The sequence below is a fragment of the [Mycobacterium] manitobense genome (assembly GCF_025821665.1).
GTDB classification, from domain to species: domain Bacteria; phylum Actinomycetota; class Actinomycetes; order Mycobacteriales; family Mycobacteriaceae; genus Mycobacterium; species Mycobacterium arseniciresistens.
On record NZ_JACKSJ010000131.1, the window covers coordinates 1 to 24,238 of the forward strand.

Annotated in this window: 24 protein-coding genes and 1 rRNA gene; 19 read left to right on the forward strand and 6 right to left on the reverse strand. The window is 70.5% G+C overall.

Annotated elements, in window-relative coordinates:
- The 12 genes from rrf to xerD form a co-directional block, all read left to right on the forward strand.
- Window positions 1–98, forward strand: a 5S ribosomal RNA gene (gene rrf, locus H7I41_RS30475); the annotation flags it as partial.
- 135 nt (window positions 99–233) lie between these two features.
- A complete protein-coding gene (locus H7I41_RS16130; protein WP_264013614.1) occupies window positions 234–1,043 on the forward strand; it encodes a tetratricopeptide repeat protein in 810 nt (269 codons plus the stop codon).
- A gap of 7 nt (window positions 1,044–1,050) precedes the next feature.
- A complete protein-coding gene (locus tag H7I41_RS16135; RefSeq protein ID WP_264013615.1) occupies window positions 1,051–2,052 on the forward strand; it encodes an HAD-IIA family hydrolase in 1,002 nt (333 codons plus the stop codon).
- Between the two features lie 28 nt (window positions 2,053–2,080).
- The gene (locus tag H7I41_RS16140; protein WP_264013616.1) at window positions 2,081–2,284 is read left to right on the forward strand and encodes a hypothetical protein; all 204 of its coding nucleotides are present in this window, start codon (window positions 2,081–2,083) and stop codon (window positions 2,282–2,284) included.
- Between the two features lie 6 nt (window positions 2,285–2,290).
- Window positions 2,291–3,097, forward strand: a complete 807-nt coding sequence (locus tag H7I41_RS16145) for a TlyA family RNA methyltransferase (RefSeq protein WP_264013617.1) — start codon at window positions 2,291–2,293, stop codon at window positions 3,095–3,097.
- Window positions 3,094–4,017 carry an NAD kinase gene (locus H7I41_RS16150; RefSeq protein ID WP_264013618.1) on the forward strand — a complete coding sequence of 308 codons (924 nt, stop codon included), beginning with the start codon at window positions 3,094–3,096 and terminating at the stop codon, window positions 4,015–4,017. Before H7I41_RS16145 ends, H7I41_RS16150 begins: the two co-directional genes overlap by 4 nt.
- Window positions 4,018–4,023: 6 nt before the next feature.
- Window positions 4,024–5,790, forward strand: a complete 1,767-nt coding sequence (gene recN / locus H7I41_RS16155) for a DNA repair protein RecN (protein ID WP_264013619.1) — start codon at window positions 4,024–4,026, stop codon at window positions 5,788–5,790.
- A 90-nt stretch (window positions 5,791–5,880) separates the two neighbouring features.
- Window positions 5,881–7,065, forward strand: a complete 1,185-nt coding sequence (gene steA, locus H7I41_RS16160) for a putative cytokinetic ring protein SteA (RefSeq protein WP_264013620.1) — start codon at window positions 5,881–5,883, stop codon at window positions 7,063–7,065.
- A 9-nt stretch (window positions 7,066–7,074) separates the two neighbouring features.
- The gene (locus H7I41_RS16165; RefSeq protein ID WP_264013621.1) at window positions 7,075–8,016 is read left to right on the forward strand and encodes a copper transporter; all 942 of its coding nucleotides are present in this window, start codon (window positions 7,075–7,077) and stop codon (window positions 8,014–8,016) included.
- A gap of 132 nt (window positions 8,017–8,148) precedes the next feature.
- Window positions 8,149–9,903, forward strand: coding sequence for a CTP synthase (gene pyrG / locus H7I41_RS16170; protein WP_264013622.1), 1,755 nt, complete (start codon window positions 8,149–8,151; stop codon window positions 9,901–9,903).
- The gene (locus H7I41_RS16175) at window positions 9,896–10,513 is read left to right on the forward strand and encodes an NUDIX domain-containing protein (RefSeq protein WP_264013623.1); all 618 of its coding nucleotides are present in this window, start codon (window positions 9,896–9,898) and stop codon (window positions 10,511–10,513) included. The genes pyrG and H7I41_RS16175 overlap by 8 nt, the downstream gene beginning before the upstream one ends.
- Window positions 10,513–11,493 carry a site-specific tyrosine recombinase XerD gene (gene xerD / locus H7I41_RS16180; RefSeq protein WP_264013624.1) on the forward strand — a complete coding sequence of 327 codons (981 nt, stop codon included), beginning with the start codon at window positions 10,513–10,515 and terminating at the stop codon, window positions 11,491–11,493. The genes H7I41_RS16175 and xerD overlap by 1 nt, the downstream gene beginning before the upstream one ends.
- Window positions 11,494–11,499: 6 nt before the next feature.
- Here xerD and H7I41_RS16185 read toward each other — a convergent pair whose 3' ends face one another.
- Window positions 11,500–12,249, reverse strand: coding sequence for an O-methyltransferase (locus H7I41_RS16185; protein ID WP_264013625.1), 750 nt, complete (start codon window positions 12,247–12,249; stop codon window positions 11,500–11,502).
- On the reverse strand, window positions 12,246–12,743 hold the full coding sequence (locus H7I41_RS16190; protein WP_264013626.1) for a pyridoxamine 5'-phosphate oxidase family protein: 498 nt from the start codon (window positions 12,741–12,743) through the stop codon (window positions 12,246–12,248). The genes H7I41_RS16185 and H7I41_RS16190 overlap by 4 nt, the downstream gene beginning before the upstream one ends.
- 115 nt (window positions 12,744–12,858) lie before the next feature.
- On the opposite strand from H7I41_RS16190, the gene H7I41_RS16195 reads away from it, so the two are divergent.
- The 7 genes from H7I41_RS16195 (at window position 12,859) to H7I41_RS16225 (ending at window position 19,037) form a co-directional block, all read left to right on the forward strand.
- A complete protein-coding gene (locus H7I41_RS16195; protein WP_264013627.1) occupies window positions 12,859–13,731 on the forward strand; it encodes a ParA family protein in 873 nt (290 codons plus the stop codon).
- Window positions 13,728–14,576 carry a segregation/condensation protein A gene (locus H7I41_RS16200; RefSeq protein WP_264013628.1) on the forward strand — a complete coding sequence of 283 codons (849 nt, stop codon included), beginning with the start codon at window positions 13,728–13,730 and terminating at the stop codon, window positions 14,574–14,576. Before H7I41_RS16195 ends, H7I41_RS16200 begins: the two co-directional genes overlap by 4 nt.
- A complete protein-coding gene (scpB, locus tag H7I41_RS16205; RefSeq protein WP_264013629.1) occupies window positions 14,573–15,337 on the forward strand; it encodes an SMC-Scp complex subunit ScpB in 765 nt (254 codons plus the stop codon). The genes H7I41_RS16200 and scpB overlap by 4 nt, the downstream gene beginning before the upstream one ends.
- Before the next feature lies 1 nt (window position 15,338).
- Window positions 15,339–16,088: a pseudouridine synthase gene (locus H7I41_RS16210; protein WP_264013630.1), complete on the forward strand. Its 750-nt coding sequence runs from the start codon at window positions 15,339–15,341 to the stop codon at window positions 16,086–16,088.
- Window positions 16,085–16,783 (forward strand): (d)CMP kinase, encoded by a 699-nt coding sequence (gene cmk, locus H7I41_RS16215; protein WP_372503756.1) that lies wholly within the window; start codon window positions 16,085–16,087, stop codon window positions 16,781–16,783. Before H7I41_RS16210 ends, cmk begins: the two co-directional genes overlap by 4 nt.
- Entirely contained in the window at window positions 16,780–18,183 is a 1,404-nt protein-coding gene (der, locus tag H7I41_RS16220) for a ribosome biogenesis GTPase Der (RefSeq protein ID WP_264013631.1), read from the forward strand. The genes cmk and der overlap by 4 nt, the downstream gene beginning before the upstream one ends.
- A gap of 83 nt (window positions 18,184–18,266) precedes the next feature.
- Window positions 18,267–19,037 carry a sulfite exporter TauE/SafE family protein gene (locus H7I41_RS16225; protein ID WP_276008916.1) on the forward strand — a complete coding sequence of 257 codons (771 nt, stop codon included), beginning with the start codon at window positions 18,267–18,269 and terminating at the stop codon, window positions 19,035–19,037.
- 1 nt (window position 19,038) lies between these two features.
- Here H7I41_RS16225 and H7I41_RS16230 read toward each other — a convergent pair whose 3' ends face one another.
- From H7I41_RS16230 to H7I41_RS16245, 4 genes are read right to left on the reverse strand one after another with little or no spacing between them, the layout of a single operon-like run.
- Window positions 19,039–20,256 (reverse strand): acyl-CoA dehydrogenase family protein, encoded by a 1,218-nt coding sequence (locus H7I41_RS16230; protein ID WP_264013633.1) that lies wholly within the window; start codon window positions 20,254–20,256, stop codon window positions 19,039–19,041.
- A 15-nt stretch (window positions 20,257–20,271) separates the two neighbouring features.
- Window positions 20,272–21,288, reverse strand: a complete 1,017-nt coding sequence (locus tag H7I41_RS16235; protein WP_264013634.1) for an LLM class flavin-dependent oxidoreductase — start codon at window positions 21,286–21,288, stop codon at window positions 20,272–20,274.
- Entirely contained in the window at window positions 21,285–22,631 is a 1,347-nt protein-coding gene (locus H7I41_RS16240; RefSeq protein ID WP_264013635.1) for a glutamine synthetase family protein, read from the reverse strand. Before H7I41_RS16240 ends, H7I41_RS16235 begins: the two co-directional genes overlap by 4 nt.
- On the reverse strand, window positions 22,628–24,070 hold the full coding sequence (locus H7I41_RS16245) for an APC family permease (RefSeq protein WP_264013636.1): 1,443 nt from the start codon (window positions 24,068–24,070) through the stop codon (window positions 22,628–22,630). The genes H7I41_RS16240 and H7I41_RS16245 overlap by 4 nt, the downstream gene beginning before the upstream one ends.
- Window positions 24,071–24,238 lie beyond the last annotated feature (168 nt).

Consider the following 24,238-nt stretch of genomic DNA (forward strand, 5'->3'; position numbering starts at 1 on the left):
CGCCCGGACCCGCCCGGACCCATCCCGAACCCGGAAGCTAAGCCTACCAGCGCCGATGATACTACCCCTCCGGGTGGAAAAGTAGGACACCGCCGAACACACATTAAGGATCACCCCCCACGTTCACGTGGGGGGTGATTCTCTTTTATTCGACGCCATTCTTCGAATGCCAAATTGTCGTCGAATGCGCCGTGGCCGTAAACTTCGGTCGGGGCAACCAGCGGAAGGCACACGTGGGCGACGACAGGCAGAGCGGACGCGGCGACCAGCGACCCGGACGTACCCCGGACGGCGGCCGGCCGCGCAACCAACGCTCGGCGCCGCGGTCGTCGGGACCCGGCAGGGCGCGCGGCGCGCAACCCGCGGGCAATGAGCAGGGTGCGCCGGGACCCGCCATTCCTCGGGACATCGAAGCCAAACAGCTGAATCCGGAAGTCCGACGCGAACTCACCACACTGGACAAGGCCACCGCCGACTTCGTCGCCCGCCACCTGGTGGCCGCAGGCACATTGCTCGACGAGGACCCCGAGGCCGCGCTGGAACATGCGCGGGCGGCCCGTGCGCGTTCGAGCCGGCTCGCGGCAGTGCGCGAGGCCGTCGGAATCGCGGCGTATCACTGCGGCGATTGGAATCAGGCGCTCGCCGAATTACGCGCGGCGCGCCGGATGGGCAGCAAGTCGCCGCTCCTGGCACTGATCGCCGACTGCGAACGCGGCATCGGCCGGCCGGAGCGAGCGATCGAGCTGGCGCGTAGCCCGGAAGCCGAGCAGCTCACCGGCGACGATGCCGACGAGCTGCGCATCGTCGTCGCCGGCGCCCGGACCGACCTCGGTCAGGTCGAGCAGGCGCTGGCGATCCTGTCCTCACCTCCACTCGACAGGACCCGGACCGGGCAGACCGCGGCTCGACTGTTCTATGTCTACGCCGAGACGCTGCTCGCGCTGGAGCGCCGCGACGAGGCGCTGCAGTGGTTCATCAACGCCGCCGCCGCCGACCTCGATGGCGCCACCGACGCCGAAGACCGCATCACCGAGCTGAGCTGAGACGGTCGTGACAAGCATTGCTGCGCAACATGACTGCCTGCTGCTCGATCTCGACGGCACCGTCTTCCGTGGACACGAGCCGACCACCGGGGCCGTCGACACCCTCGCGGCGATCGAGGCGAGAGTCCTCTACGTCACCAACAATGCCTCCCGCGCACCCGGTGACGTCGCCGCGCACCTGACCGAACTCGGATTCCGTGCCCACGCCGACGACGTCGTCACCAGCGCGCAGAGCGCCGCCAGACTGTTGGCCGACCAGCTGCCGCCCGAGGCCAAGGTGCTGATCGTCGGGACCGAGGCGCTGGCCGACGAGGTCGCCGGCCGCGGACTGCGGCCGGTCCGCCGGGCGGACGACGACCCGGTCGCCGTCGTGCAGGGCCACAATCCGCAGACCGGTTGGTCCGACCTTGCCGAAGCGGCCCTCGCCATCCGGGCCGGCGCCCTGTGGGTGGCCGCGAACGTCGATCTCACCCTGCCGTCCGAGCGCGGCCTGCTGCCCGGCAACGGATCGATGGTGGCGGCGCTGCGGGCTGCGACCGCGCGGGAGCCGCAGGTGGCAGGCAAGCCGCAGCCCACCCTGTTCTCCGACGCGCTCAGCCGGGGGAGCTACGCCACTCCGCTCACCGTGGGGGACCGCCTCGACACCGACATCGCCGGCGCCAACGCCGCGAAGCTGCCCAGCCTTCTCGTGCTCAGCGGTGTCAGCACCGCCGACGACACGCTGCGCGCCCCCGCCGACCTGCGTCCCGGATTCATCGGCGCCGACCTGCGCTCGCTCGATCGGCCCGCGGAAGAGCTGCGGGTGGGACCACACCCGGGGTGGCGGGTCGACGTCGACACCACAGCGGTCACCGTCAGCGCCACGGGTCAGGATCACGGCGACGGTCTGTCGGTGCTGCGCGCACTGGCCGACGCGGTGTGGTCGGCGGGTATCGCGGGGGATTCGCTGACCGTCGACGCCGGTGACGACACCGCCCGGGAGGCGCTGCAGCACCTGTCGCTGCTGTGATGCCCGATCGACTAGCGTGAACGTCGACATGATTACCGACCCCGATCAGATCCGCTCCGAGATCGCGGCTCGGCTCGCCGAGTTGCCCGACGTCGGCCCCGATGCGGCCGAACTCGCCGATGCGGAGATCGAGGCGATCGCCGCGCAACTGGAGCAGGCCCACGATCTGCTGGTGCACGCGCTCGAGGCGGTGGACCGGGGTCCCGCGGCCGCTTCGGGCTTCGAGAGGTGAGCGCACGTGGCGCGGCGCGCTCGTGTTGACGCGGAACTGGTGCGGCGCGGGTTGGCGCGGTCGCGCCAGCAGGCGGCCGAGCTGATCGGCGCCGGCCGCGTGTCCATTGACGGCATGCCTGCGGCGAAGGCGGCGACGGCGATCGCCGTGGACGCCAACCTCACCGTGACCGCCGCCGAGCGGACCTGGGTTTCGCGCGGCGCGCACAAGCTCATCGGCGCGCTGTCGGCCTTCGGGATCTCGGCAGACAGCAGGCGCTGCCTGGATGCCGGCGCGTCGACCGGCGGCTTCACCGAGGTGCTGCTCGACCGGGGAGCCCGCGAGGTGGTCGCCGTGGACGTCGGGTACGGACAGCTGGCCTGGTCGTTGCGGTCCGATGAGCGGGTGACCGTGCTGGAGCGGACCAACGTGCGCGAGATCACCGCCGAGACGATCGGTGGTCCGGTCGACCTCGTGGTGGCCGACCTGTCGTTCATCTCGCTGGGCACCGTGCTGCCTGCGCTGACCGCCTGCGCGTCACCCGACGCCGATATCGTTCCCATGGTGAAGCCGCAATTCGAGGTCGGCAAGGGCCGGGTCGGCCCCGGCGGAGTGGTGTCCGAACCGGGCCTGCGGGCCGAGGCGGTGCTGCAGGTCGCGCACCGCGCCGCCGAACTCGGCTGGCGCGCCGCCGGGGTCACCGCGAGCCCGCTGCCGGGCCCGTCGGGAAATGTGGAGTACTTCCTCTGGCTACGCAGCGGCGCGGACAGCGCGTTGCCCGAAGGCGACCTCGAGCACGCGGTGACGCGTGCCGTGACGGAAGGGCCGCAATGACGGTCGAACGAACCATGCTGATGGTGGTGCACACCGGGCGTCCGGAAGCCATCGACGTCGTCCGCCGGGTGCAGAAGGTGTTGAGCAACAACGGCATCAGCCTGCGGGTACTGGCTGCGGAGGCTGTCGACAAGGCCCCGCTGCATCTGGCGCCCGAGGAGATGGGCGCCCTCGGTACGGGTTTCGAGGTGGTCGATGCGGAGGAACGGGCCGCCGAGGGCTGCGAGCTGGTGCTCGGCCTCGGTGGTGACGGCACGTTCCTGCGCGCCGCCGAACTCGCCCGCAACGTCGAGATCCCGGTGCTCGGCGTCAATCTGGGCCGCATCGGCTTCCTCGCCGAGGCCGAGCTCGACGCGCTCGACAGCGTCCTCGACCACGTCATCAACCGCAACTACCGCATCGAGGAGCGGATGACGCTCGACGTGGTGGTCCGTGCGGCGGGAGAGATCCTGCACAGGGGATGGGCACTCAACGAGGCGAGCCTCGAGAAGGGCCCGCGCCTCGGCGTGCTCGGCGCCGTGCTGGAGGTCGACGGCAGGCCGGTGTCGGCGTTCGGCTGCGACGGCGTGCTGGTGGCCACCCCGACCGGATCCACCGCATACGCCTTCTCCGCCGGCGGTCCGGTGCTGTGGCCGGATCTCGAGGCGATCCTGGTGGTGCCGAACAATGCGCACGCGCTGTTCGCCCGGCCGATGGTCACCAGCCCGGACGCGGCGATCGCCATCGAGATCGAGGGCGACGGACATGACGCGACGGTGTTCTGCGACGGCCGTCGCGAGATGGTGCTGCCTGCCGGCGGTCGGCTGGAGGTCACCCGATGCGGTACGCCGCTGAAATGGGTGCGCCTGGACAGTGCGCCGTTCACCGACCGCTTGGTGCGCAAGTTCCGGCTGCCCGTGACCGGCTGGCGGGGGCAGTAGTCACCGGTGCTGGCTGAAATTCGAATCGAGTCGCTGGGCGCCATCAGCGCCGCCACCGCCGAATTCGACCGGGGGCTGACCGTGCTCACCGGCGAGACCGGCGCGGGCAAGACGATGGTGGTCACCGGCCTGCACCTGCTCGGCGGCGCCCGTGCCGACGCCTCGAGGGTGCGGACGGGCGCGGCTCGGGCCGTGGTCGAAGGCCGGTTCACCACTAACGATCTCGGCGACGGGACGGCAGGCCGCATCGACGGGGTCCTGGACTCCTGCGGCGCGGAGCGCGACGACGACGGCAGCGTCATCGCGGCGCGTTCGGTCAGCCGCGACGGTCCGTCCCGCGCCTATCTCGGCGGCCGCAGTGTGCCTGCGAAGTCGCTGAGCACCTTCACCACCGAGTTGCTCACCCTGCACGGCCAGAACGACCAGCTGCGGCTGATGCGGCCCGACGAGCAGCGGGCGGCGCTCGACCGGTTCGCCGGCGTGGACAAGCCGCTGCTGAGGTACCGCGCGGCGCGTGAGGAGTGGTTGACCGCCCGCCGCGATCTGGCGGACCGCCGCGAGCGTGCGCGTGAGCTCACCCTGGAGGCCGACCGGCTGAAGTTCGGCCTCGACGAGATCGACGCCGTCGCCCCGCAACCCGGCGAGGACGAGACGCTCGTCGAGGACATCCGGCGGCTGTCGGAGCTCGATGCGCTGCGTGAAGCGGCGCGTACCGCGCGCACCGCGCTCGCCGGTGCGTTCGACGAGCTCGCCGCGCCGGGGGATTCGTCGGCGGTAGACGGTCTGGGTCACGCCCGGGCTGCCCTGGAGAGCACCGACGACACCGCGCTGCGTGCCCTCGGCGCCCGGCTGGCCGAGACGCTCGCGGTGGTCAACGACGTGGCCGGCGAGCTCGGCGACTTCCTGGCCGAACTGCCCAGCGATGCCAGCACCCTGGAAGCCAAGCTGGCACGACAGGCCGAGCTGCGAACGCTGACCCGCAAGTACGCCGCCGACATCGACGGAGTGCTGGCATGGGCGCACGAATCGCGGGAGCGGCTCGATCAGCTCGACGTGTCGGAGGAGGCGCTCGCCGGCCTCGATGAACGGGTGCGTGAACTGCAGGCCCACGTCGTCGCGGCGGCGACGGAACTGACCAGGGTTCGCACCAAGGCGGCGAAGGGTCTGGCGAAGGCCGTCACCGCGGAGCTGTCCGGGCTGGCGATGGCAGGCGCCGACTTCACCCTGACGGTGGCGCCACTGCCGGCCCGGGCCGACGACTCGGCACCGCTGACGCTGGCCGACGGCACGGAGGCACATGCCGGGCACGACGGTGTCGACGCCGTCGAGTTCGGGTTCGCCGCCCACCGTGGCACCGATGTCCTGCCGCTGTCCAAGAGCGCGTCGGGCGGCGAGCTGTCGCGGGTGATGCTGGCGCTCGAAGTCGTCCTCGCCGCGTCCGACGCCGGCACCACGATGGTCTTCGACGAGGTCGATGCCGGAGTCGGCGGCCGGGCAGCCGTCCAGATCGGGCGTCGGCTGGCCCGGTTGGCGCGCAGCCACCAGGTCATCGTGGTCACGCACCTGCCGCAGGTCGCCGCGTACGCCGACGCGCACCTGTTGGTCGACAGCGGCGGCCGCGGCAACGCCAGCCGGGTGCGGCGCATCGACGACGACGACCGGGTGGCCGAGCTGGCGCGGATGCTGGCCGGGCTGGGCGAATCCGACAGTGGCCGGGCGCACGCACGTGAGCTTCTCGATGCCGCTCAGCAGGAGCGCACCGACACCCCGTGATGTGACTGCTGTGACAGAAGAACACTTCTGAGGCAGGTGTTACGGCGCGCCTCCACCTCTACTTGAGGGTTGGCCGACAGAATCGGCCGCATGAAGATGTCAGCGCTGCTAACCCGAAATGCCGGCACGCGCCCGGGCCTCACCGGAACCGCACGAGTCGACCGCGACATCGACCGGCTCCTGCGACGTGTGGGACCCGGCGACATCGTCGTGCTCGACGCGCTCGACCTGGACCGCATCACCGCCGACGCGCTCGTCGAGGCGAACATCGCAGCCGTGGTCAACGCGTCGCCGTCGATCTCCGGCCGCTACCCCAATCTGGGGCCCGAGGTGCTCGTCGCCAACGGCGTGCTGCTGATCGACGAGACCGGGCCGGACGTCTTCAAGAAGGTCAAGGACGGCGCCCGGGTGCGCCTGCACAACGGCGGCGTGTACTCCGGTGACCGTCGCCTGGCGCTGGGCACCGAGCGCACCGACCAGGAGATCAACGAGCTGATGCACGAGGCCAAGAGCGGCCTCGTCGCGCATCTGGAAGCCTTCGCCGGCAACACCATCGAGTTCATCCGCTCGGAGAGCCCGCTGCTCATCGACGGCATCGGCATCCCCGACATCGACGTCGACATCAACCGCCGCCACGTGGTGATCGTCGCCGAGGAACCCGACGCGGCCGAGGACCTCAAGGCGCTCAAGCCGTTCCTGAAGGAGTACCAGCCGGTGCTGGTCGGCGTCGGCACGGGCGCCGACGTGCTGCGCAAGGCGGGTTACCGGCCGGCACTGATCGTCGGCGACCCCGACCGGATCAGCGCGGAGACGCTGCGCGGCGGAGCGCAGGTGATCCTGCCTGCCGACGCCGACGGCCACGCCGCCGGGCTGGAGCGGATCCAGGACCTCGGCGTCGGCGCGATGACGTTCCCCGCGGCGGGATCGGCGGCCGATCTGGCGCTGCTGCTGAGCCACCACCACGGCGCGTCGCTGATCGTCACGGTCGGCCACTCCGCGAGCATCGAGGAGTTCTTCGACCGCTCACGGCAGCACAGCAATCCCTCGACGTTCCTGACCCGCCTCAAGGTCGGCGAGAAGCTCGTCGACGCCAAGGCCGTCGCCACGCTGTACCGCAGCAGGGTCTCCGGCGGCGCCATCGCGCTGCTGATCATGGCGATGCTGGTCGCGGTGATCGCGGCCCTGTGGGTGTCGCGGGCCGACGCCGCCGTCATCGACTGGGTCGTGGAGTACTGGAACCAGTTCACGCTGTGGATCCAGGGTCTGGTCACCTGAGGGGTATCGATGATCTCGCTTCGTGCGCATGCGATTTCACTGGCCGCCGTGTTCCTGGCGCTGGCGATCGGGGTCGCGCTCGGATCCGGCCTGTTGTCGAGCACGGTGCTGTCCGGGTTGCGCGACGACAAGCAGGATCTGCAGCACCAGATCGACACGCTGACCGGCGAGAAGAACGCGCTGAACGAGAAGCTCAGCGCCGCGGCTGAATTCGACGCCCAGATGTCGCAGCGGATCCTGCGGGACGCGCTTGGCGGCAAGTCGGTGGTGCTGTTCCGCACACCGGACGCCGCCGACGACGACGTCGAGGCGCTGTCGCGGCTGATCGGCCAGGGCGGCGGCACCGTCACCGGCACCGTGTCGTTGACCCCGGAGTTCGTCGAGGCCAACTCCGCGGAGAAGTTGCTGTCGGTGGTGAATTCGCCGATCGTCCCCGCCGGTACCCAGCTCAAGACGACGTCGGTGGATCAGGGCTCCCAGGCCGGGGACCTGCTCGGCATCGCTCTGCTCACGACCGGCGAGCCCGATGCGCCCGCAGTCGACGACATGTCCCGTGACACGGTGCTGGCGGCGCTTCGCGACACGGGCTTCCTCACCTACGGTGACCAGCGCATCGGCGCCGCCAACGCGGCGGTGGTCGTCACCGGGGCGGGGATGGCCGACGATGCGGGCAACCGGGGCGCCACCGTCGCGAGGTTCGCCGCGGGCCTCGCGCAACACGGGTCGGGGACTGTTCTGGTCGGCCGGGACGGGTCGGCGTCGGGCACCGGGTCGGTGGCGGTGACCAGGAGTGACGCCGCGCTGTCCGCGGCGGTGAGCACGGTCGACGACGTCGACGCGGAGTCCGGGCGGCTCACCGCGGTGCTGGCCGTGCAGGACCTCGTCAACGGTGGACGGCCCGGGCAGTACGGCATCGGGCAGGGCGCCACCTCGGTCACCGTTCCCCAGTAGGCGACCCCGTCGATCGCAGCTACGGCGCGTCAGTGACGTCATGTCGGACTCGCTGTTAGGGTGGGGTTCCGTGGGTCGGCAGGCCCCAGCAGTCCTTGCATCGTCCTGCGCCGGTCATCACGGAGGTCGCTCTTGCCATCGTTACGCAAGCACCCGCAAACGGCGACCAAGCATCTCTTCGTCACCGGCGGCGTGGTCTCCTCGCTCGGCAAGGGGCTGACGGCCTCCAGCCTGGGTCAGCTGCTCACCGCCCGCGGGCTGCAGGTGACGATGCAGAAGCTCGACCCGTACCTGAACGTGGATCCCGGCACCATGAACCCGTTTCAGCACGGTGAGGTGTTCGTCACCGAGGACGGCGCCGAGACCGACCTCGACGTCGGGCACTACGAACGGTTCCTGGACCGGAACCTGTCCGGCTCGGCGAATGTGACCACCGGTCAGGTGTATTCGACCGTGATCGCCAAGGAGCGGCGCGGCGAGTATCTCGGCGACACCGTGCAGGTGATCCCGCACATCACCGACGAGATCAAGCGCCGGATCCTGGCGATGGCCATCCCCGACGCCGACGGCAACCGGCCCGACGTGATCATCACCGAGGTCGGCGGCACGGTCGGCGACATCGAGTCGCTGCCGTTCCTGGAGGCCGCCCGCCAGGTGCGCCACGAGGTCGGCCGGGAGAACTGCTTCTTCCTGCACTGCTCCCTGGTGCCGTACATGGCCCCGTCGGGGGAGTTGAAGACCAAGCCGACCCAGCATTCGGTGGCGGCCCTGCGCAGCATCGGTATCACGCCCGACGCGCTGATCCTGCGCTGCGACCGCGACGTGCCGGAATCGCTGAAGAACAAGATCGCGCTGATGTGCGACGTCGACATCGACGGCTGTATCTCGACGCCGGACGCGCCGTCGATCTACGACATCCCCAAGGTGCTGCACCGCGAGGAACTCGACGCCTACGTGGTGCGCCGGCTCAACCTGCCGTTCCGCGACGTCGACTGGACGCAGTGGAACGATCTGCTGCGGCGGGTGCACGAACCGCAGGAGACGGTGCGGATCGCGCTGGTGGGCAAGTACATCGACCTCTCCGACGCATACCTGTCGGTCGCCGAGGCACTGCGTGCGGGCGGCTTCAAGCACCACGCCAAGGTGGAGATGCGGTGGGTCGCCTCCGACGATTGCGAGGCGGACGGGGCGGCGTTGGCGCTCGGCGACGTGGACGGGGTGCTCATCCCCGGCGGGTTCGGCATCCGCGGCATCGAGGGCAAGATCGGCGCCATCTCCTACGCCCGCAAACGGGGCCTTCCAGTGCTCGGGCTGTGCCTCGGCCTGCAGTGCATCGTCATCGAGGCGGCGCGCTCGGTCGGGCTTGCCGACGCCAACTCCGCCGAGTTCGACCCGACGACCGCGGACCCGGTGATCTCCACGATGGCGGATCAGCGCGATGCGGTGGCCGGCGAGGCGGACCTGGGCGGCACGATGCGACTCGGTGCCTATCCGGCTGTGCTGGAGCCGGATTCGATCGTCGCGCAGGCCTACCAGGCGACTGAGGTGTCCGAGCGGCACCGGCACCGCTACGAGGTGAACAACGAATACCGCGACCGCATCGCGGCCAGCGGTCTGCGGTTCTCCGGCACGTCGCCCGACGGCCATCTCGTCGAGTTCGTCGAATACGGCCCCGAGGTGCACCCGTTCCTGGTGGGCACGCAGGCACACCCCGAGCTCAAGAGCAGACCCACCCGCCCGCACCCGTTGTTCGCCGCGTTCATCGGTGCGGCTCTGGAGTACAAGGCCGCCGAGCGCCTGCCGGTGGAGATCCCGGAGCGCTCCAACGGCGCCGAGGCGGCAGGCGACCAGACCGAGTTCCTGCACGAGCAAGCCGCCCGTGGCTGAGCACGACTTCGAGACCGTCGAGAGCGAGACCGTCTACGTCGGCAAGATCTTCGCGCTGCGCGCCGACGAGGTGCGGATGCCGGGCGGCACGACGGCGCGTCGCGAGGTGGTCGAGCACTACGGCGCCGTCGCGGTGGTCGCACTCGACGACGCCGGCAACGTCGTGCTGGTGTACCAGTACCGCCACCCCTTCGGCCGCAGGCTGTGGGAGCTGCCCGCCGGCCTGCTGGATGCCGGCGGGGAGGCGCCGCACATCACCGCCGCCCGGGAACTCGAGGAGGAGGCCGGCCTGGCCGCCGACACCTGGTCGGTGCTCGTCGACCTGAACTCCGCGCCCGGATTCAGCGACGAGAGCGTGCGGGTGTACCTGGCGACGGGCCTGTCCGACGTCGGGCGGCCGGACGCGCACGACGAGGAGGCCGACCTGACCGTCGAGCGGGTTCCGCTGTCGGAGGCCGTTCGTATGGTGCTACGCGGAGAAATCGTCAATTCGATCGCCGTGGCGGGGATCCTGGCGGCCAACACCGTCGGTGACCGCGACGGGCTCCGCCCGGTCGGTGCGCAGTGGGTGGACCGGCCGACGGCGTTCGCGCGCCGGAAAGGGCACTGATGGCCACACCGGCGCTGGGTGCGGGCGGCTCGCCGCCGGGCCTGGGGTCGGTGCTCGACGGTCAGTTGCAGGGGTACCTCGACCACCTCGCGATCGAACGCGGCGTCGCCGCCAACACGCTGAGCTCCTACCGGCGTGACCTCCGCCGCTACGCCGACCATCTGCACGCCCGCGGGATCGGCGATCTGGGCGCGGTCGCCGAGACCGACGTCAGCGACTTCTTGATGGCGCTGCGGCGCGGCGATCCGGAGGCGGGCACCGCCGCGCTGTCGGCCGTCTCCGCGGCCCGCGCGCTGATCGCGGTGCGCGGACTGCATCGCTTCGCGGCCTCCGAGGGCCTGACCGACCTCGATGTGGCGCGCGCGGTCAAGCCGCCCACACCCTCACGTCGGTTGCCCAAGAGCCTGACCGTCGACGAGGTGCTGGCGCTGCTCGACAGGGCAGGCGGAGACAGCGACGCCGACGGCCCCCTGACGCTGCGCAACCGCGCGATGCTGGAACTGCTGTACTCCACCGGCGCCCGCATCTCCGAGGCCGTCGGCCTGGACGTCGACGACGTCGACACCCACGCGCGGTCGGTACTGCTGCGCGGAAAGGGCGGCAAGCAGCGGCTGGTGCCGATCGGCAGGCCCGCGGTCAGTGCGCTCGACGCCTACCTGGTGCGGGGCAGGCCCGACCTGGCCCGACGCGGCCGCGGCACGGCGGCCATCTTCCTCAACGTGCGTGGCGGCCGGTTGTCGCGGCAGAGCGCCTGGCAGGTGCTGCAGGACGCGGCGGAGCGCGCCGGGATCACGGTGGCCGTGTCGCCGCACACGCTGCGGCATTCCTTCGCGACCCATCTGCTCGACGGCGGCGCCGACGTCCGCGTCGTCCAGGAACTGCTCGGCCACGCCTCGGTGACCACCACGCAGATCTACACGATGGTCACGGTGCACGCGCTGCGCGAGGTCTGGGCGGGTGCCCACCCTCGCGCGCGGTAGCCGCGATCAGCCGAGGTATTCGGATTCGAGCACCAGGTCACCGAGCAGCGTCTGGTACTCGACGTGGGTCCGGTGTTCCACGGTGTCGAAGGACCTGCCCTGCTCGTCACGCATGTACGCGCGGTACTTCGGGGCGCCGGGGACGCGGACGTTGTCGGCGACCACGATCGACCCCGGGTGTAGCCAGCCCCGGTTGAGGATGCGCTGCAGGTCCGGCAGGTAGGCACGCTTGTCGTGGTCGATGAACAACAGGTCGAGGTTGTGCGGCGCGAACCCGTGCGCGGCCAGTGCGTCGAGGGTGGCGCCGCCGTCGCCGAGGGTGCCCACGACGCAGGTGATGCGGTCGGCCACGCCGGCGTGGCGCCAGATCCGCCGGGCGATGTCGGCGTTGGCGGCGGAGAACTCGACTGAGTACACCGCGGCCGCCGGCGCGGCGCGGGCGATCCGCAGCGCGCTGTAGCCGCAGTAGGCGCCCAGTTCCAGCGCCCGGCGTGGGTCGGCGCGCCGCACCGCGGCGTCGAGCAGCGCGCCCTTCTCGTCGCCGACGTTGACCAGCATCGACTTCTCGTAGGCGAAGCGGTCCATGGTCGCCAGCACGTCGTCGACGTCGCCGGCCCGGGCGTTGGCCTCGACGTCGGCGGCGACCGCGGCCTCGCGTCCGTCGCCGAGCTGGCCGGTTTTCACGAAGCCGGGCATCGCCCAGGCGAACCGCAGGACCGACCACCGCAGGAACGGCAGGCGCCGCTTGAGCGTCATGAGCGCGACGCCAGCTTGTGGTTGTCCCACGACACCGTGCGCTGCGTCGGCGCGAACACCACCCACCGCGCCGAGCGGCCCTGCGCGCTCATCGGGTTGCGCACCCGCTGCCCCGGCGGCGGCGCCGGCTCGCCGTGCCCGCCGGCGTACTTGCCGCCCATCTGCCAGCGCACGTCCTCCAGGTGCTGGTCGGCGTCCTCTGCAGCGGCGTCTTCGAGCACCCGAGCCTCACCCTGGAACATCACACCCTGCAGGTCGGGGAAGCGTTCGTGGCGGTCGACGAGCACCGTGCAGGCGGGGTTGCGGCGCAGGTTGGCCACCTTCTGTCCGCGGCAGTAGAAGTAGACGCGGCCGCCGGCCCAGCCGAACCAGAGCGGGGTCAGGTTGATCCGGCCGTCAGGCCCCAGGGTGGCGATCCGCATGTTCCACGAGGTCGTCATCAGCTCGTCGAGCTCGTCGTCGGTGAGGCTCAGCCGGGCGGGGATGCGGGCCATCTGGTCCTCCGTGAAGGTCGGTACTCGGCGTCAACAGCGTATGTCGCCCGCGGGTCTGCCCGTTTCCGCAGCGTCGCGCCGTTAAACTTGCCCGGATGTTCGCCATGGCCGAGATATGAGTGAGGACGGCGGCGGCGCCGACCCACCGGCGCAGACCGGCCTCACCGGCCGGACGGCGCGCACCGTTCCCGAACCGGCGCCACGCACGACGCACGGCCCGGCCAAGGTCATCGCGATGTGCAACCAGAAGGGCGGCGTCGGCAAGACCACGTCGACGATCAACCTCGGTGCCAGCCTCGCCGAGTACGGCCGCCGGGTGCTGCTGGTGGACCTCGACCCGCAGGGCGCCCTGTCGGCCGGTCTCGGGGTGCCGCACTACGAACTCGACCACACGATCCACAACCTGCTGGTCGAACCGCGGGTGTCGATCGACGACGTGCTGATCAACACCCGGGTCAAGGGGCTGGACCTGGTGCCCAGCAACATCGACCTGTCGGCGGCGGAGATCCAGTTGGTCAACGAGGTCGGCCGCGAGCAGACACTGGCCCGCGCGCTGTACCCGGTGCTGGACCGCTACGACTACGTGCTCATCGACTGTCAGCCGTCGCTGGGACTGCTCACCGTCAACGGGCTGGCGTGCAGCGACGGCGTGATCATCCCGACCGAGTGTGAGTACTTCTCACTGCGCGGGCTGGCGCTGCTGACCGACACCGTGGACAAGGTGCACGACCGGCTCAATCCGCGGCTGTCCATCAGCGGCATCCTGATCACCCGCTACGACCCGCGCACCGTCAATTCCCGCGAGGTGATGGCGCGGGTGCTCGAGCGCTTCGGCGACCTGGTGTTCGACACCGTGATCACCCGAACCGTCCGCTTCCCCGAGACCAGTGTGGCCGGCGAGCCCATCACCACCTGGGCGCCGAAATCCGGTGGTGCCGAGGCATATCGGGCACTCGCGCGGGAAGTCATCCACCGGTTCGGCGGGTGAGCACCGACGCCGCAGCCGCTGGGAACGGCGAACCGGACTCCGGCGGTCAGACCGGGTTCCGGGTGCGTCTAAGCAACTTCGAGGGCCCTTTCGACCTGCTGCTGCAGCTGATCTTCGCCCACCGGCTCGACGTCACCGAGGTGGCGCTGCACCAGGTGACCGACGACTTCATCGCCTACACCCGCGACATCGGCCCGCTGCTGGAACTCGACGAGACCACCGCGTTCCTGGTGGTCGCGGCCACGCTGCTCGACCTCAAGGCGGCGCGGCTGCTGCCCTCGGGCGAGGTGCACGACGAAGAGGACCTCGCGCTGCTCGAGGTGCGCGACCTGTTGTTCGCGCGGCTGCTGCAGTACCGGGCGTACAAACATGTGGCGGTGATGTTCGCCGAACTCGAGGCGGCGGCGCTGCGCAGCTACCCCCGGGCGGTGTCGTTGGAGGACCGCTACGCCGACCTGCTGCCCGAGGTGATGCTCGGCGTCGACGCCGACAGGTTCGCCCAGATCGCGGCGACGGTGTTCACGCCGCGGCCGGTGCCGACGGTGGGCATGGAGCACATGCACGTCTCCGCGGTCTCGGTGCCGGAACAGGCCAGGCGGCTGTTGTCGCTGCTGGAGATCCGGGGAGCGGGCGAGTGGGCGACATTCGCCGAACTGGTCGCCGAATGCGAGGGTCCGATCGAGATCGTCGGCAGGTTCCTGGCGCTGCTCGAACTGTACCGGGCGCGGGCGGTAGCATTCGACCAATCAGAACCGCTTGGTGTGCTCCAGATTTCGTGGACCGGGGATCGGCCGACCAGCGAACACCTGGCAACCGCTGACGCGGTGGAAGAGCGAGAACCATGACCGACGACATCGCGGTGCACGACGACCTGAGCCGCACCGACTCCAATCACACCGAACCGAACCGCATCGACCCGAACCACACCGACGTCGACGACACCGACCTGGGCATCGACGTCGCGACGGCACCGGAGCTCGAGGACGCCGAACTCGGCGCGGTGCTCGAGGCGCTGCTGCTGGTGGTGGACACCCCGGTGACGGTGGATGCGCTGGCGACGGCCACCGAGCAGCCGGCGTACCGGATCGTCGCGAAGCTGGCGCAGATGGCCGCGGAGCTGGCCGAGCGCGGCAGCGGCATCGACCTCAGGGAGGCGGGCGGCGGCTGGCGGATGTACACCCGCGCGCGCTTCGCCCCGTATGTGGAGCGGCTGGTCCTCGACGGCGCGCGGTCGAAGCTGACCCGCGCGGCGCTGGAGACCCTCGCCGTGGTCGCCTACCGGCAGCCGGTGACCCGCGCCCGGGTCAGCGCGGTGCGCGGCGTCAACGTCGACGCGGTGGTGCGCACGCTGGTGGCCCGCGGGCTGATCACCGAGGCGGGCACCGACCCCGACTCGGGTGCCACCACCTTCGCGACCACCGAGTTGTTCCTGGAGCGCCTCGGGTTGTCGTCACTGACGGACCTGCCGGACATCGCACCGCTGCTGCCCGACGTCGACGTCATCGACGACCTCAGCGAGTCGCTCGGTGACGAGCCGCGCTTCATCAAGCTCAGCGGCGGACGCACGCCCGACCAGCCGCTGTCCTTCGACGTGGACCGGGACTGACATGGCAGGGACGGACGCCGAGGGGATTCGGCTGCAGAAGGTGCTGTCGCAGGCAGGGGTGGCTTCGCGGCGGGTCGCCGAGAGGATGATCCGCGACGGCCGCATCGAGGTCGACGGGCGGATCGTGACCGAACAGGGCACCCGTGTCGATCCCGAGGTGTCGGAGATCCGGGTCGACGGCGTGCGGGTGAGGTTCGACGACACGCTGGTGCACCTGGCGATCAACAAACCGCGGGGGATGCACTCCACGATGTCCGACGACCGTGGCAGGCCCTGCGTCGGCGATCTCGTCGAGCACCGGGTGCGGGGCAACAAGAAGCTGTTCCACGTCGGCCGGCTGGACGCCGACACCGAAGGCCTGCTGCTGCTGACCAACGACGGGGAACTCGCGCACCGGCTCATGCACCCGTCGTACGAGATTCAGAAGACCTACCTGGCGACGGTGCTCGGCACCATGCCGCGCGGGGTGGGCAAGAAGCTGCGCGACGGCGTCGAACTCGACGACGGGCCTGCGCGGGTCGACGACTTCGCGGTGGTCGACGCGGTGCCGGGCAAGACCCTGGTGCGGGTGACGCTGCACGAGGGCCGCAAACGTATCGTGCGCCGGATGCTGGCGGAGGTCGGCTATCCGGTGCAGGAGCTGGTCCGCACCGACCTGGGCGCCGTCACCCTCGGCGACCAGCGCCCCGGCAGCATCCGGGTGTTGACCAGCAAGGAGATCGGCGAGCTGTACAAGGCGGTGGGGATGTGACCGGATCGGTGCTCGAGGCAGTGACGATCGCCGTGGACGGTCCGGCAGGCACCGGGAAGTCGTCGGTGTCGCGTGGGCTGGCGCGCGCGCTCGGCGCGCGGTATCTCGACACCGGGGCGATGTACCGCATCGTCACGCTGGCGGTGCTGCGTGCCGGGGTCGACCTGGCCGACACCCCCGCCATCGAGCTTGCCGCGGCCGCGGTGCCGTTGTCGGTGGGATATGACCCCGACGAGGACCGTGCCTACCTCGACGGCGAAGACGTGTCCGGTGAGATCCGTGGCGACGCGGTGACCAGGGCGGTGTCGGCGGTGTCGGCGGTGCCCGCGGTGCGCGCCCGCCTCGTGGGGCTGCAGCGGGAGCTGGCCGCGGGCCCCGGCAGCGTGGTGGTCGAGGGCCGCGACATCGGCACCGTCGTCCTTCCGGACGCCGATCTGAAGATATTCCTGACCGCTTCGGCCGAGGAACGCGCCCGCAGGCGCAACGACCAGAACGTCGCCAACGGGCTGCCCGACGACTACGAGACCGTGCTCGCCGACGTCCGGCGCCGCGACCATCTCGACTCGACACGGGCGGTGTCGCCGTTGCGCGCCGCCGACGACGCGGTGCAGGTGGACACCAGCGCGATGACCGAACCCGAGGTGGTGGCGGCGTTGACCGACCTGGTGGCCCGGCGCACAGGGGTGCGGCGATGACCGACGACGGAACGTGGGCCGACGAGAGCGAATGGGAGGTCGGCGCCGAAGAGGTCGCCGAGGCGATCGAGGAGGCGACCTCCCCGCCGCCGGTCGTCGCGGTGGTCGGACGGCCCAATGTCGGCAAGTCCACACTGGTGAACCGCATCCTGGGCCGCCGCGAGGCGGTGGTGCAGGACGTGCCCGGCGTCACCCGCGACCGGGTCTCCTACGACGCGACGTGGTCAGGCCGGCGGTTCGTCGTCCAGGACACCGGCGGATGGGAGCCCGACGCCAAGGGGCTGCAGCAGCTGGTGGCCGAACAGGCGTCGGTGGCGATGCGCACGGCCGACGCGATCATCCTGGTGATCGACGCGGTGGTGGGCGCGACCACCGCCGACGAGGCCGCCGCACGGATGCTGCGCAAATCCGGCAAGCCGGTGTTCCTGGCCGCCAACAAGGTCGACACCGAGCGCGGTGAGGCCGACGCGGCGGCGCTGTGGTCCATGGGTGTCGGTGAGCCGCATCCGGTCAGCGCGATCCACGGCCGTGGAGTCGCCGACCTGCTCGACCGGGTGATGGAGAGCCTGCCCGCGGTGTCGGAGTTCTCGGCGACCGGGGGCGGGCCGCGCCGCGTGGCGCTGGTCGGCAAGCCGAACGTCGGCAAGAGCTCGCTGCTGAACCGGTTGGCGGGCGATCAGCGCTCGGTGGTGCACGACGTCGCGGGCACCACCGTCGACCCGGTGGACTCGCTGATCGAATTGGGCGGCAAGACATGGCGATTCATCGACACCGCGGGGCTGCGCCGTAAGGTCGGCCAGGCCAGTGGCCACGAGTTCTACGCATCGGTGCGCACGCACGGCGCCATCGACGCCGCCGAGGTGGTGCTGGTGCTGATCGACGCCTCACAGCCGCTGACCGAGCAGGACCAGCGGGTGCTGTCGATGGTCATCGAGGCCGGACGCGCGCTGGTGCTGGCGTTCAACAAGTGGGACCTCGTCGACGAGGACCGCCGCTACCAGCTCGACCGCGAGATCGATCGCGAACTCGCCCAGGTGCAGTGGGCGTCGCGGGTGAACATCTCGGCAATGACGGGCCGTGCGGTACAGAAGCTGGTGCCCGCGCTCGAGCAGGCACTCGCGTCCTGGGACGCGCGCATCTCGACCGGCCGGCTGAACACCTTCCTCAAGGAGGTCGTCGCGGCCAACCCGCCGCCGGTGCGTGGCGGAAAGCAGCCGCGCATCCTGTTCGCGACCCAGGCCGCGACGCGCCCGCCCACCTTCGTGCTGTTCACCAGCGGGTTCCTCGAGGCCGGTTACCGCCGGTTCCTGGAGCGCCGGCTGCGGGAGACCTTCGGGTTCGACGGCAGCCCGATCCGGGTCAACGTGCGGGTGCGCGAGAAGCGCGGCCAGAAGCGGTGATTCCCGGGCGTCGCCCGTTGCGCTGAGCGTGACGGAGGCCACCGGTCGGCGCCGATTAGGGTGGTCCGGTGCCCGTCATCGACATGATCCTCATCGCGCTGGCCGGCGTCGGAGCGGGTGCGATCAACGCGGTGGTCGGCTCCGGCACGCTCATCACCTTCCCGACGCTGGTCGCGCTGGGCTATCCGCCGGTGACCGCCACCATGTCGAACGCGGTCGGACTCGTCGCCGGCGGGGTGTCCGGCACCTGGGGCTACCGCCGGGAACTGCGCGGTCAGTGGCGCCGGTTGCGGTGGCAGATCCCCGGGTCGCTGTTCGGCGCGCTGGCCGGCGCGTGGCTGCTGCTGCACCTGCCCGAGAAGGTCTTCGTCCAGGTCGTCCCGGTGCTGCTGATCGCCGCACTGCTGCTGGTGCTGGTGGGTCCGCGCATCCAGGGCTGGGCGCGGCGCCGGGCCGAGGACAGCGGCCGGTCCGTCGACGACATCAGCCGGGGCCGGATGGCCGCACTGGTGATCGCCACGTTCGTGGTCGGGATCTACGGCGGGTACTTCACCGCCGCGCAGGGCATCCTGCTCATCGCCGCGATGGGTGCGCTGCTGCCCGAGTCGATGCAGCGGATGAACGCCGCGAAGAACCTGCTGTCGCTGATCGTCAACGTCGTCGCCGCGGTGGCGTACACCATCGTGGCGTTCGACCGGATCAGTTGGGCAGCAGCGGGTCTGATCGCCGTCGGATCACTCGCCGGTGGCTTCCTCGGAGCACACTACGGCCGCCGGTTGTCACCGGGAGCGCTGCGGGCGGTGATCGTCGTGGTGGGGCTGATCGGACTGTGGCGGCTGCTCGCGACGGCCTGAATCAGAAGTAGCCGTTGGTGGGTGGCGGCGCGTCGTTGAGGTGATGGTCGCCCGCCACATAGGCCTTGTACGACAGCGGGCTGTGGCTCGCGATCGTGCGGGCGTTGCGCCAGTGCCGGTCGAGGTTGAGTGTGCGCGCGGTGGCCGAGGCGCCGCCGGTGTCGAACAGCCGCTCGGCGGCGGCCAGCACCAGACGCTCGGACACCAGCTGCGCCTTCGCCACCGTCACCGCGACGGCCCCGAGTGCGTCGATGTCGTCCTGCAGGCCGCGGTCGACCAGGCGGTCGATCTCGTCGGCCGCCGAGAGCACCAGCGTCTGAGCCGACCACGCCGCCGCCGCGATGTCGCCGACCGCCTCGACGATGAACGGGTCCTTCGCCGCGGTCGTCGACAGCGCGTGTGAGGCGGGGCGGGCTCTGGTCTGGACGTAGGCCACCGCGTCGTCGAGCGCACCGTGGGCGATGCCTGCGGTCACGGCGGCGAGGTACAGCTGCTGGAACGTCGTGCTGTGGCCGAGGTGGGCGCCGTCGGTGACTGTGGTGACCTCCAGCGGCTCGACGGCGACGTTGGTGAACCGGGTGCCGCCGCTGGCGGTGACGCGCTGACCGAATCCGTCCCAGTCGTCGAACAGTTCGACGCCGTCGCGGTCCACCGGCACGACGGCCTGCAGGTCGCGGCCGGCCTGGTCGACCGCCGACACCGCGACCACGTCGGCGTAGAGCGTGCCCGTGGAGTAGAACTTGTGCCCGTTGAGCCGCAGCACACCGTCGTGGTCGGGGAGCAGGGTCGTGTCGGCTCCGCCCGGGGTGGCGCCGCGGGCGTCGGTGACGGCGTTGCCGAACATCAGCCCGGCGTCGATGCGCGGAAACCATTCCGCGCGTTCGGCTTCGGTGGCGCGGTTCGACAGCAGGCGTTCGCTGTAGCCGAAGTGCGCCCGCAGCGCCTGCGCGACGTTCGAACTGCCACTGGCGATGGTGATCACCGCGGTGATCACGTCGCGGACGCTGCCGCCCGGCCCGCCGTAGCGGGTGGGCACGCGCAGCGCCAGCACACCGGTGTCCCGCAGGGCGGTGACCGCCTCGTGCTGCAGGATCCGTTCGCGGTCGGCGGCGGCGTCGTCCGCGCGCAGCGTGGCGACGATACCGGGTAGCCGCGCCAGCCGATCCTCGACCGAGCCCGGATCGCCCGCGGTGTGCAGTGTCCTCTGCGCGACTGTCATGTGAGGGCCTTCCGGTCAGCGGAGACGGGGGATGATCTCGGCGGCGAAGCGATCCAATTCGGTCTCCAGCGGCTGGAACTGGAGCATGAAGAGTTCGATCCCGGCCTCGTGGAACGCCGCGATGCGGTCGATCACCTGGGTATGGCTGCCGACGAGTCCGGCGAGTGTCCCGCCGTTGGAACCGACCCTGCTGGTGTCCGCGAGCACCCGGTACATGGCGGTCTTGGGGTCGGCGCCCGATGAGACCTCCGGGCGGGACTCCGCGTCCACGAGGGCCTGCAGGTGCTGCAGCTCGGCGTTCGCTTCGGCCTCGGTGTCGCGGGTGATCACGAACGCCGAGAGGCCGAACCGCAGACCCGGCCGGTTGCCGCGGCGGGCACGCAGGTCGGCGAGCACGTCGACGGTCTTCTCGAGCGGGCGGCCGTTGAGGAAGTAGACGTCGGCGTGGTCGGCGGCCAGTGCCCGGCCGGGGGGTGACTCACCGCCGACGTAGACGGTGGGCATCCGCTCGGGAACGCGCCGGACCAGGGCCGGTGGACCATCGGGCGCGCCGAGGGCGACCTCCTTGCCCTGCCAGAGTTCGACGACCTGTTGCAGCCAGCGCCGGGTGTGGGCGTAGCGGTCGTCGTGGTCGGGCACTTCGATCCCGAGGGCGGCGAGTTCGGGCAGGAACCATCCGGAGACGACGTTGACGCTCAACCGGCCGCCGGAGATGGCGTCGATGTTGGCGGCGAGTTTCGCGAACACCAGCGGATTGAACAGCAGTGGTTTCACCGCACCGATGAGCTCGATGGTCGACGTCGCCTCGGCGATCGCCGCGAGTGTCGACCACGTCTCGAGCACGTCCTCCTCGACGTTGCTCGGGTGCATCACGTGCTGCGCCAGCAGCGTCGCGTCGTACCCGGCTCGTTCGGCGCGCAGCACCAGATCCCGGTTGCGTCGATACCCGGCGTCGGGGGCGTCGTCCGGATGGCTTCGGGCGCCGTGATTGCCGTAGACCGGTGCCCACACGCCGAAGCGGGGACCGGTCACGACGTCGCCAGGTAGCGTCGCCGCTCCCAGTCGGTGACCTGCCGGGAGTACTCCACCCATTCGCTGCGGGCGATCAGGGTGAAGTCGAGCACCGAGTCGGTCCCGAGGATCTCACCGATGACGTTGTCGCGCAGCGTCTCGGCCAGCGCCGCGCCGAGCGACTCGGGCAGCGGCGCGCCACGCTCGTAGAGGTTGCCGTCCCCGCGGTCCGGTGGCCGGTCGCCGGCCTCGAGCCCGGCCACGATCGCGGCCAGCGCCGACGCGACCAGCCAGTAGGGATTGGCATCCGATGCGCCGGTGCGCAATTCGATGCGGCTCTCCTCGGCCGAGCCGGACACCAGGGACCTCACGGCGGCGCTGCGGTTGTCCCGGCTCCAGGTGACGGTGGCGGGGGCGAAGGAGTCCGGTTCGAACCGCCGGTAGGCGTTCACCGAGTGCGCCCCGAACAACGTGATCGCCGGCAGGTGGTTCAGCAGACCGGCGATGGCGTGCTGTGCGGTGTCGTTCTCGTGTCCGTCGTTCGTCCCGAACGCGGGCCTGCCGTCCCGCCACAGCGAGATGTGCAGGTGTGCCGAACTCCCGGACTGGTCCGCGAACGGCTTCGGCATGAAACTCGCGACCTTGCCGTGCCTGCGGGCAACCTCCTTGGCGGCGTACTTGAGGCGTGCGCTGTCGTCGGCGGCCTGCAGTGCGTCTGCGTAGACCAGGTTGGTCTCGACCTGCCCGGGCCCGTACTCGGTCTGAACGCCCTCGAGCGGCACGAACCGCGTCAGGGTGTCGTGCAGGTCGCCCAGCACGGGGCCGAGGGCGTTGGCGTTCTCGAGTGAGTAGGCGTGGATGTCCTGCTGGAACGGAGATCCGTCGGGGTCGAGCAGGTAGAACTCGAGCTCCACGCCCACCTTCGCGGTGTAGCCGAGGCCGGCCAGCCGGTTCAAAACCCGGCGCAGCACCGCCCGCGGATCCAGCTTCGACGGCGATCGGTCGTGGGAGACGATGTCGCACAAAACATGTCCGGCAGACGGTCGCCACGGCAGCCGGCGGAACGTCGACAGGTCGGGCACGGCGTAGACGTCGGGGTAACCGCCGCTCCAGTTGGTCAGCTCCAGTGAGTCGATGACGGTGCCCTCGGCGTTCCAGCCGAGTGCGGCCTCGCAGAACGAGAACCCGATGCCCCTGGCTCGGTCGAGGAACCGGTCGGCCGGGATCCGCTTGCCCGCGGCGTGCCCGAAGGCGTCACTCCAGGCGATCTCCACCTCGGTGACACTGCCGTCGGCGAGAGCCGAGATCAGTTGCGCCGCTGCGTCGTCGGCACTGTCCAGCACCGGGTCGGCGGTGGTGGTCATGACACCGCCCGCACCGTGCGGTCACCGACCCGGGTGCCCACGACGGTGCCCGCGACGAAGGCCACCACCAGCAGTCCCACGATGATGACGGCGAGCACGCTCGAGCCGCCGACGAGGTCGTCGAGATTCGCCAGGATCAGCGCGAGCGCCCCGATGAGTCCGACGAGGCCCAGCGCGGGGGCGATCCGGACCCGCCACAGCGAGTGTCCGCGCCGGTCGCGGCCGAAGTGCACCAGGACGGCGACGCTCGTCGCGATGAGCAGCACGACGATGCCGACGGTCGTCGCACCGGCGAACCACGTGTAGAACTGTGCGGCCGGATCGAGACCGAAGGCCACGGCGAGCAGCACGCTCACGGCGACCGCCCCGGAGATCCACAGCGAAGCCCGGTGCGGAGAACCGTGTTTCGTGTGCGGGTCACCGAGCGCGGCGGGGAGCACACCGCGCTGCGACAGCGTGAACACGTACCGCGAGACCACGTTGTGGAACGCCAGGATGCAGGCGAACAGGCTGGTGAAGTACAGCACCGTGATCACGTCGGTGCCGAAAGTCCCGATGTAGCGCGCCGCGGTGTCGGACAGGAAGGTTCCACCGGAGTTCTGCGCCTGTGACAGTGCCTGCGTGTCGCCCCAGCCCGAGATCAGGGCCCAACTCGTGAGCGCGTAGAACACCCCGATCAGGAGCAGTGAGACGTAGGTCGCGCGGGGGATGGTGCGCTCAGGGTCGCGCGCCTCGTCGCGGAAGATGGCGGTCGCCTCGAAGCCGACGTAGCTGATGATGGCGAACAGCAATCCGATACCCAGTGATCCGGACAGGATCGCGTCGGGATCGACGATGCCTGTGGACAGTCCGTGGTTGCCGCCGCGGACCACGATGACGGCGTCGAGCACCGCGACGATCGCGATCTCCGCGGTCAGCAGGACCGCCAGCACCCTGCTCGAGAGCGCGATGTTGCGGTAGCCGAGGTAGGTGGTGACGGCGAAGGCCAGCGCCGCGAACAACCACCAGGGCAGCGCAGGTCCGCCGAACAGTTCGACGACGGTGGCACCGGCCGGTCCGAGCAGGCCGTAGACACCGGCCTCGATCGCGAGGTAGCTCACGATCGCGACGAACGCGACACCGATGCCGACCGGGAAGCCAAGCGAGGCGCGGACATACGAGAAGAAGGCGCCGGCCTCCTGGACATGGGGCGTCATGGCGGTGAAGCCGACGGAGAAGAGCAGCAGGATCACCGTCGCCACGATGAACGTCGCGGGGAAGCCGGCGCCGTTGCCGCCGGCGATGCCCAGTGGCACGACGCCACCGATCACCCCGAGTGGCGCGGCGGCCGCAACCACCATGAACACGATCGACGCGACACCCAGATTGCCGGACAGCCGGCGCGCCGGGGATTGGGGCGGATCGCCCACACCGTGTACGGGAGCGATGGTTTCTGACATGCGGTGACCCCTTCGGTGTTTCGGTACCCGCACGGTAGGGACAGACCGCTGGCGGCTCCCATGGTTCGGTTCACGGTGAGTCGTTCGGCGTCACAATCGGGCACATTCGGCGCCGCACCCCCGCCCGCCCGAAGGCGGGTAGGGTCGGCGGCTGTGACGAGGCGGGCC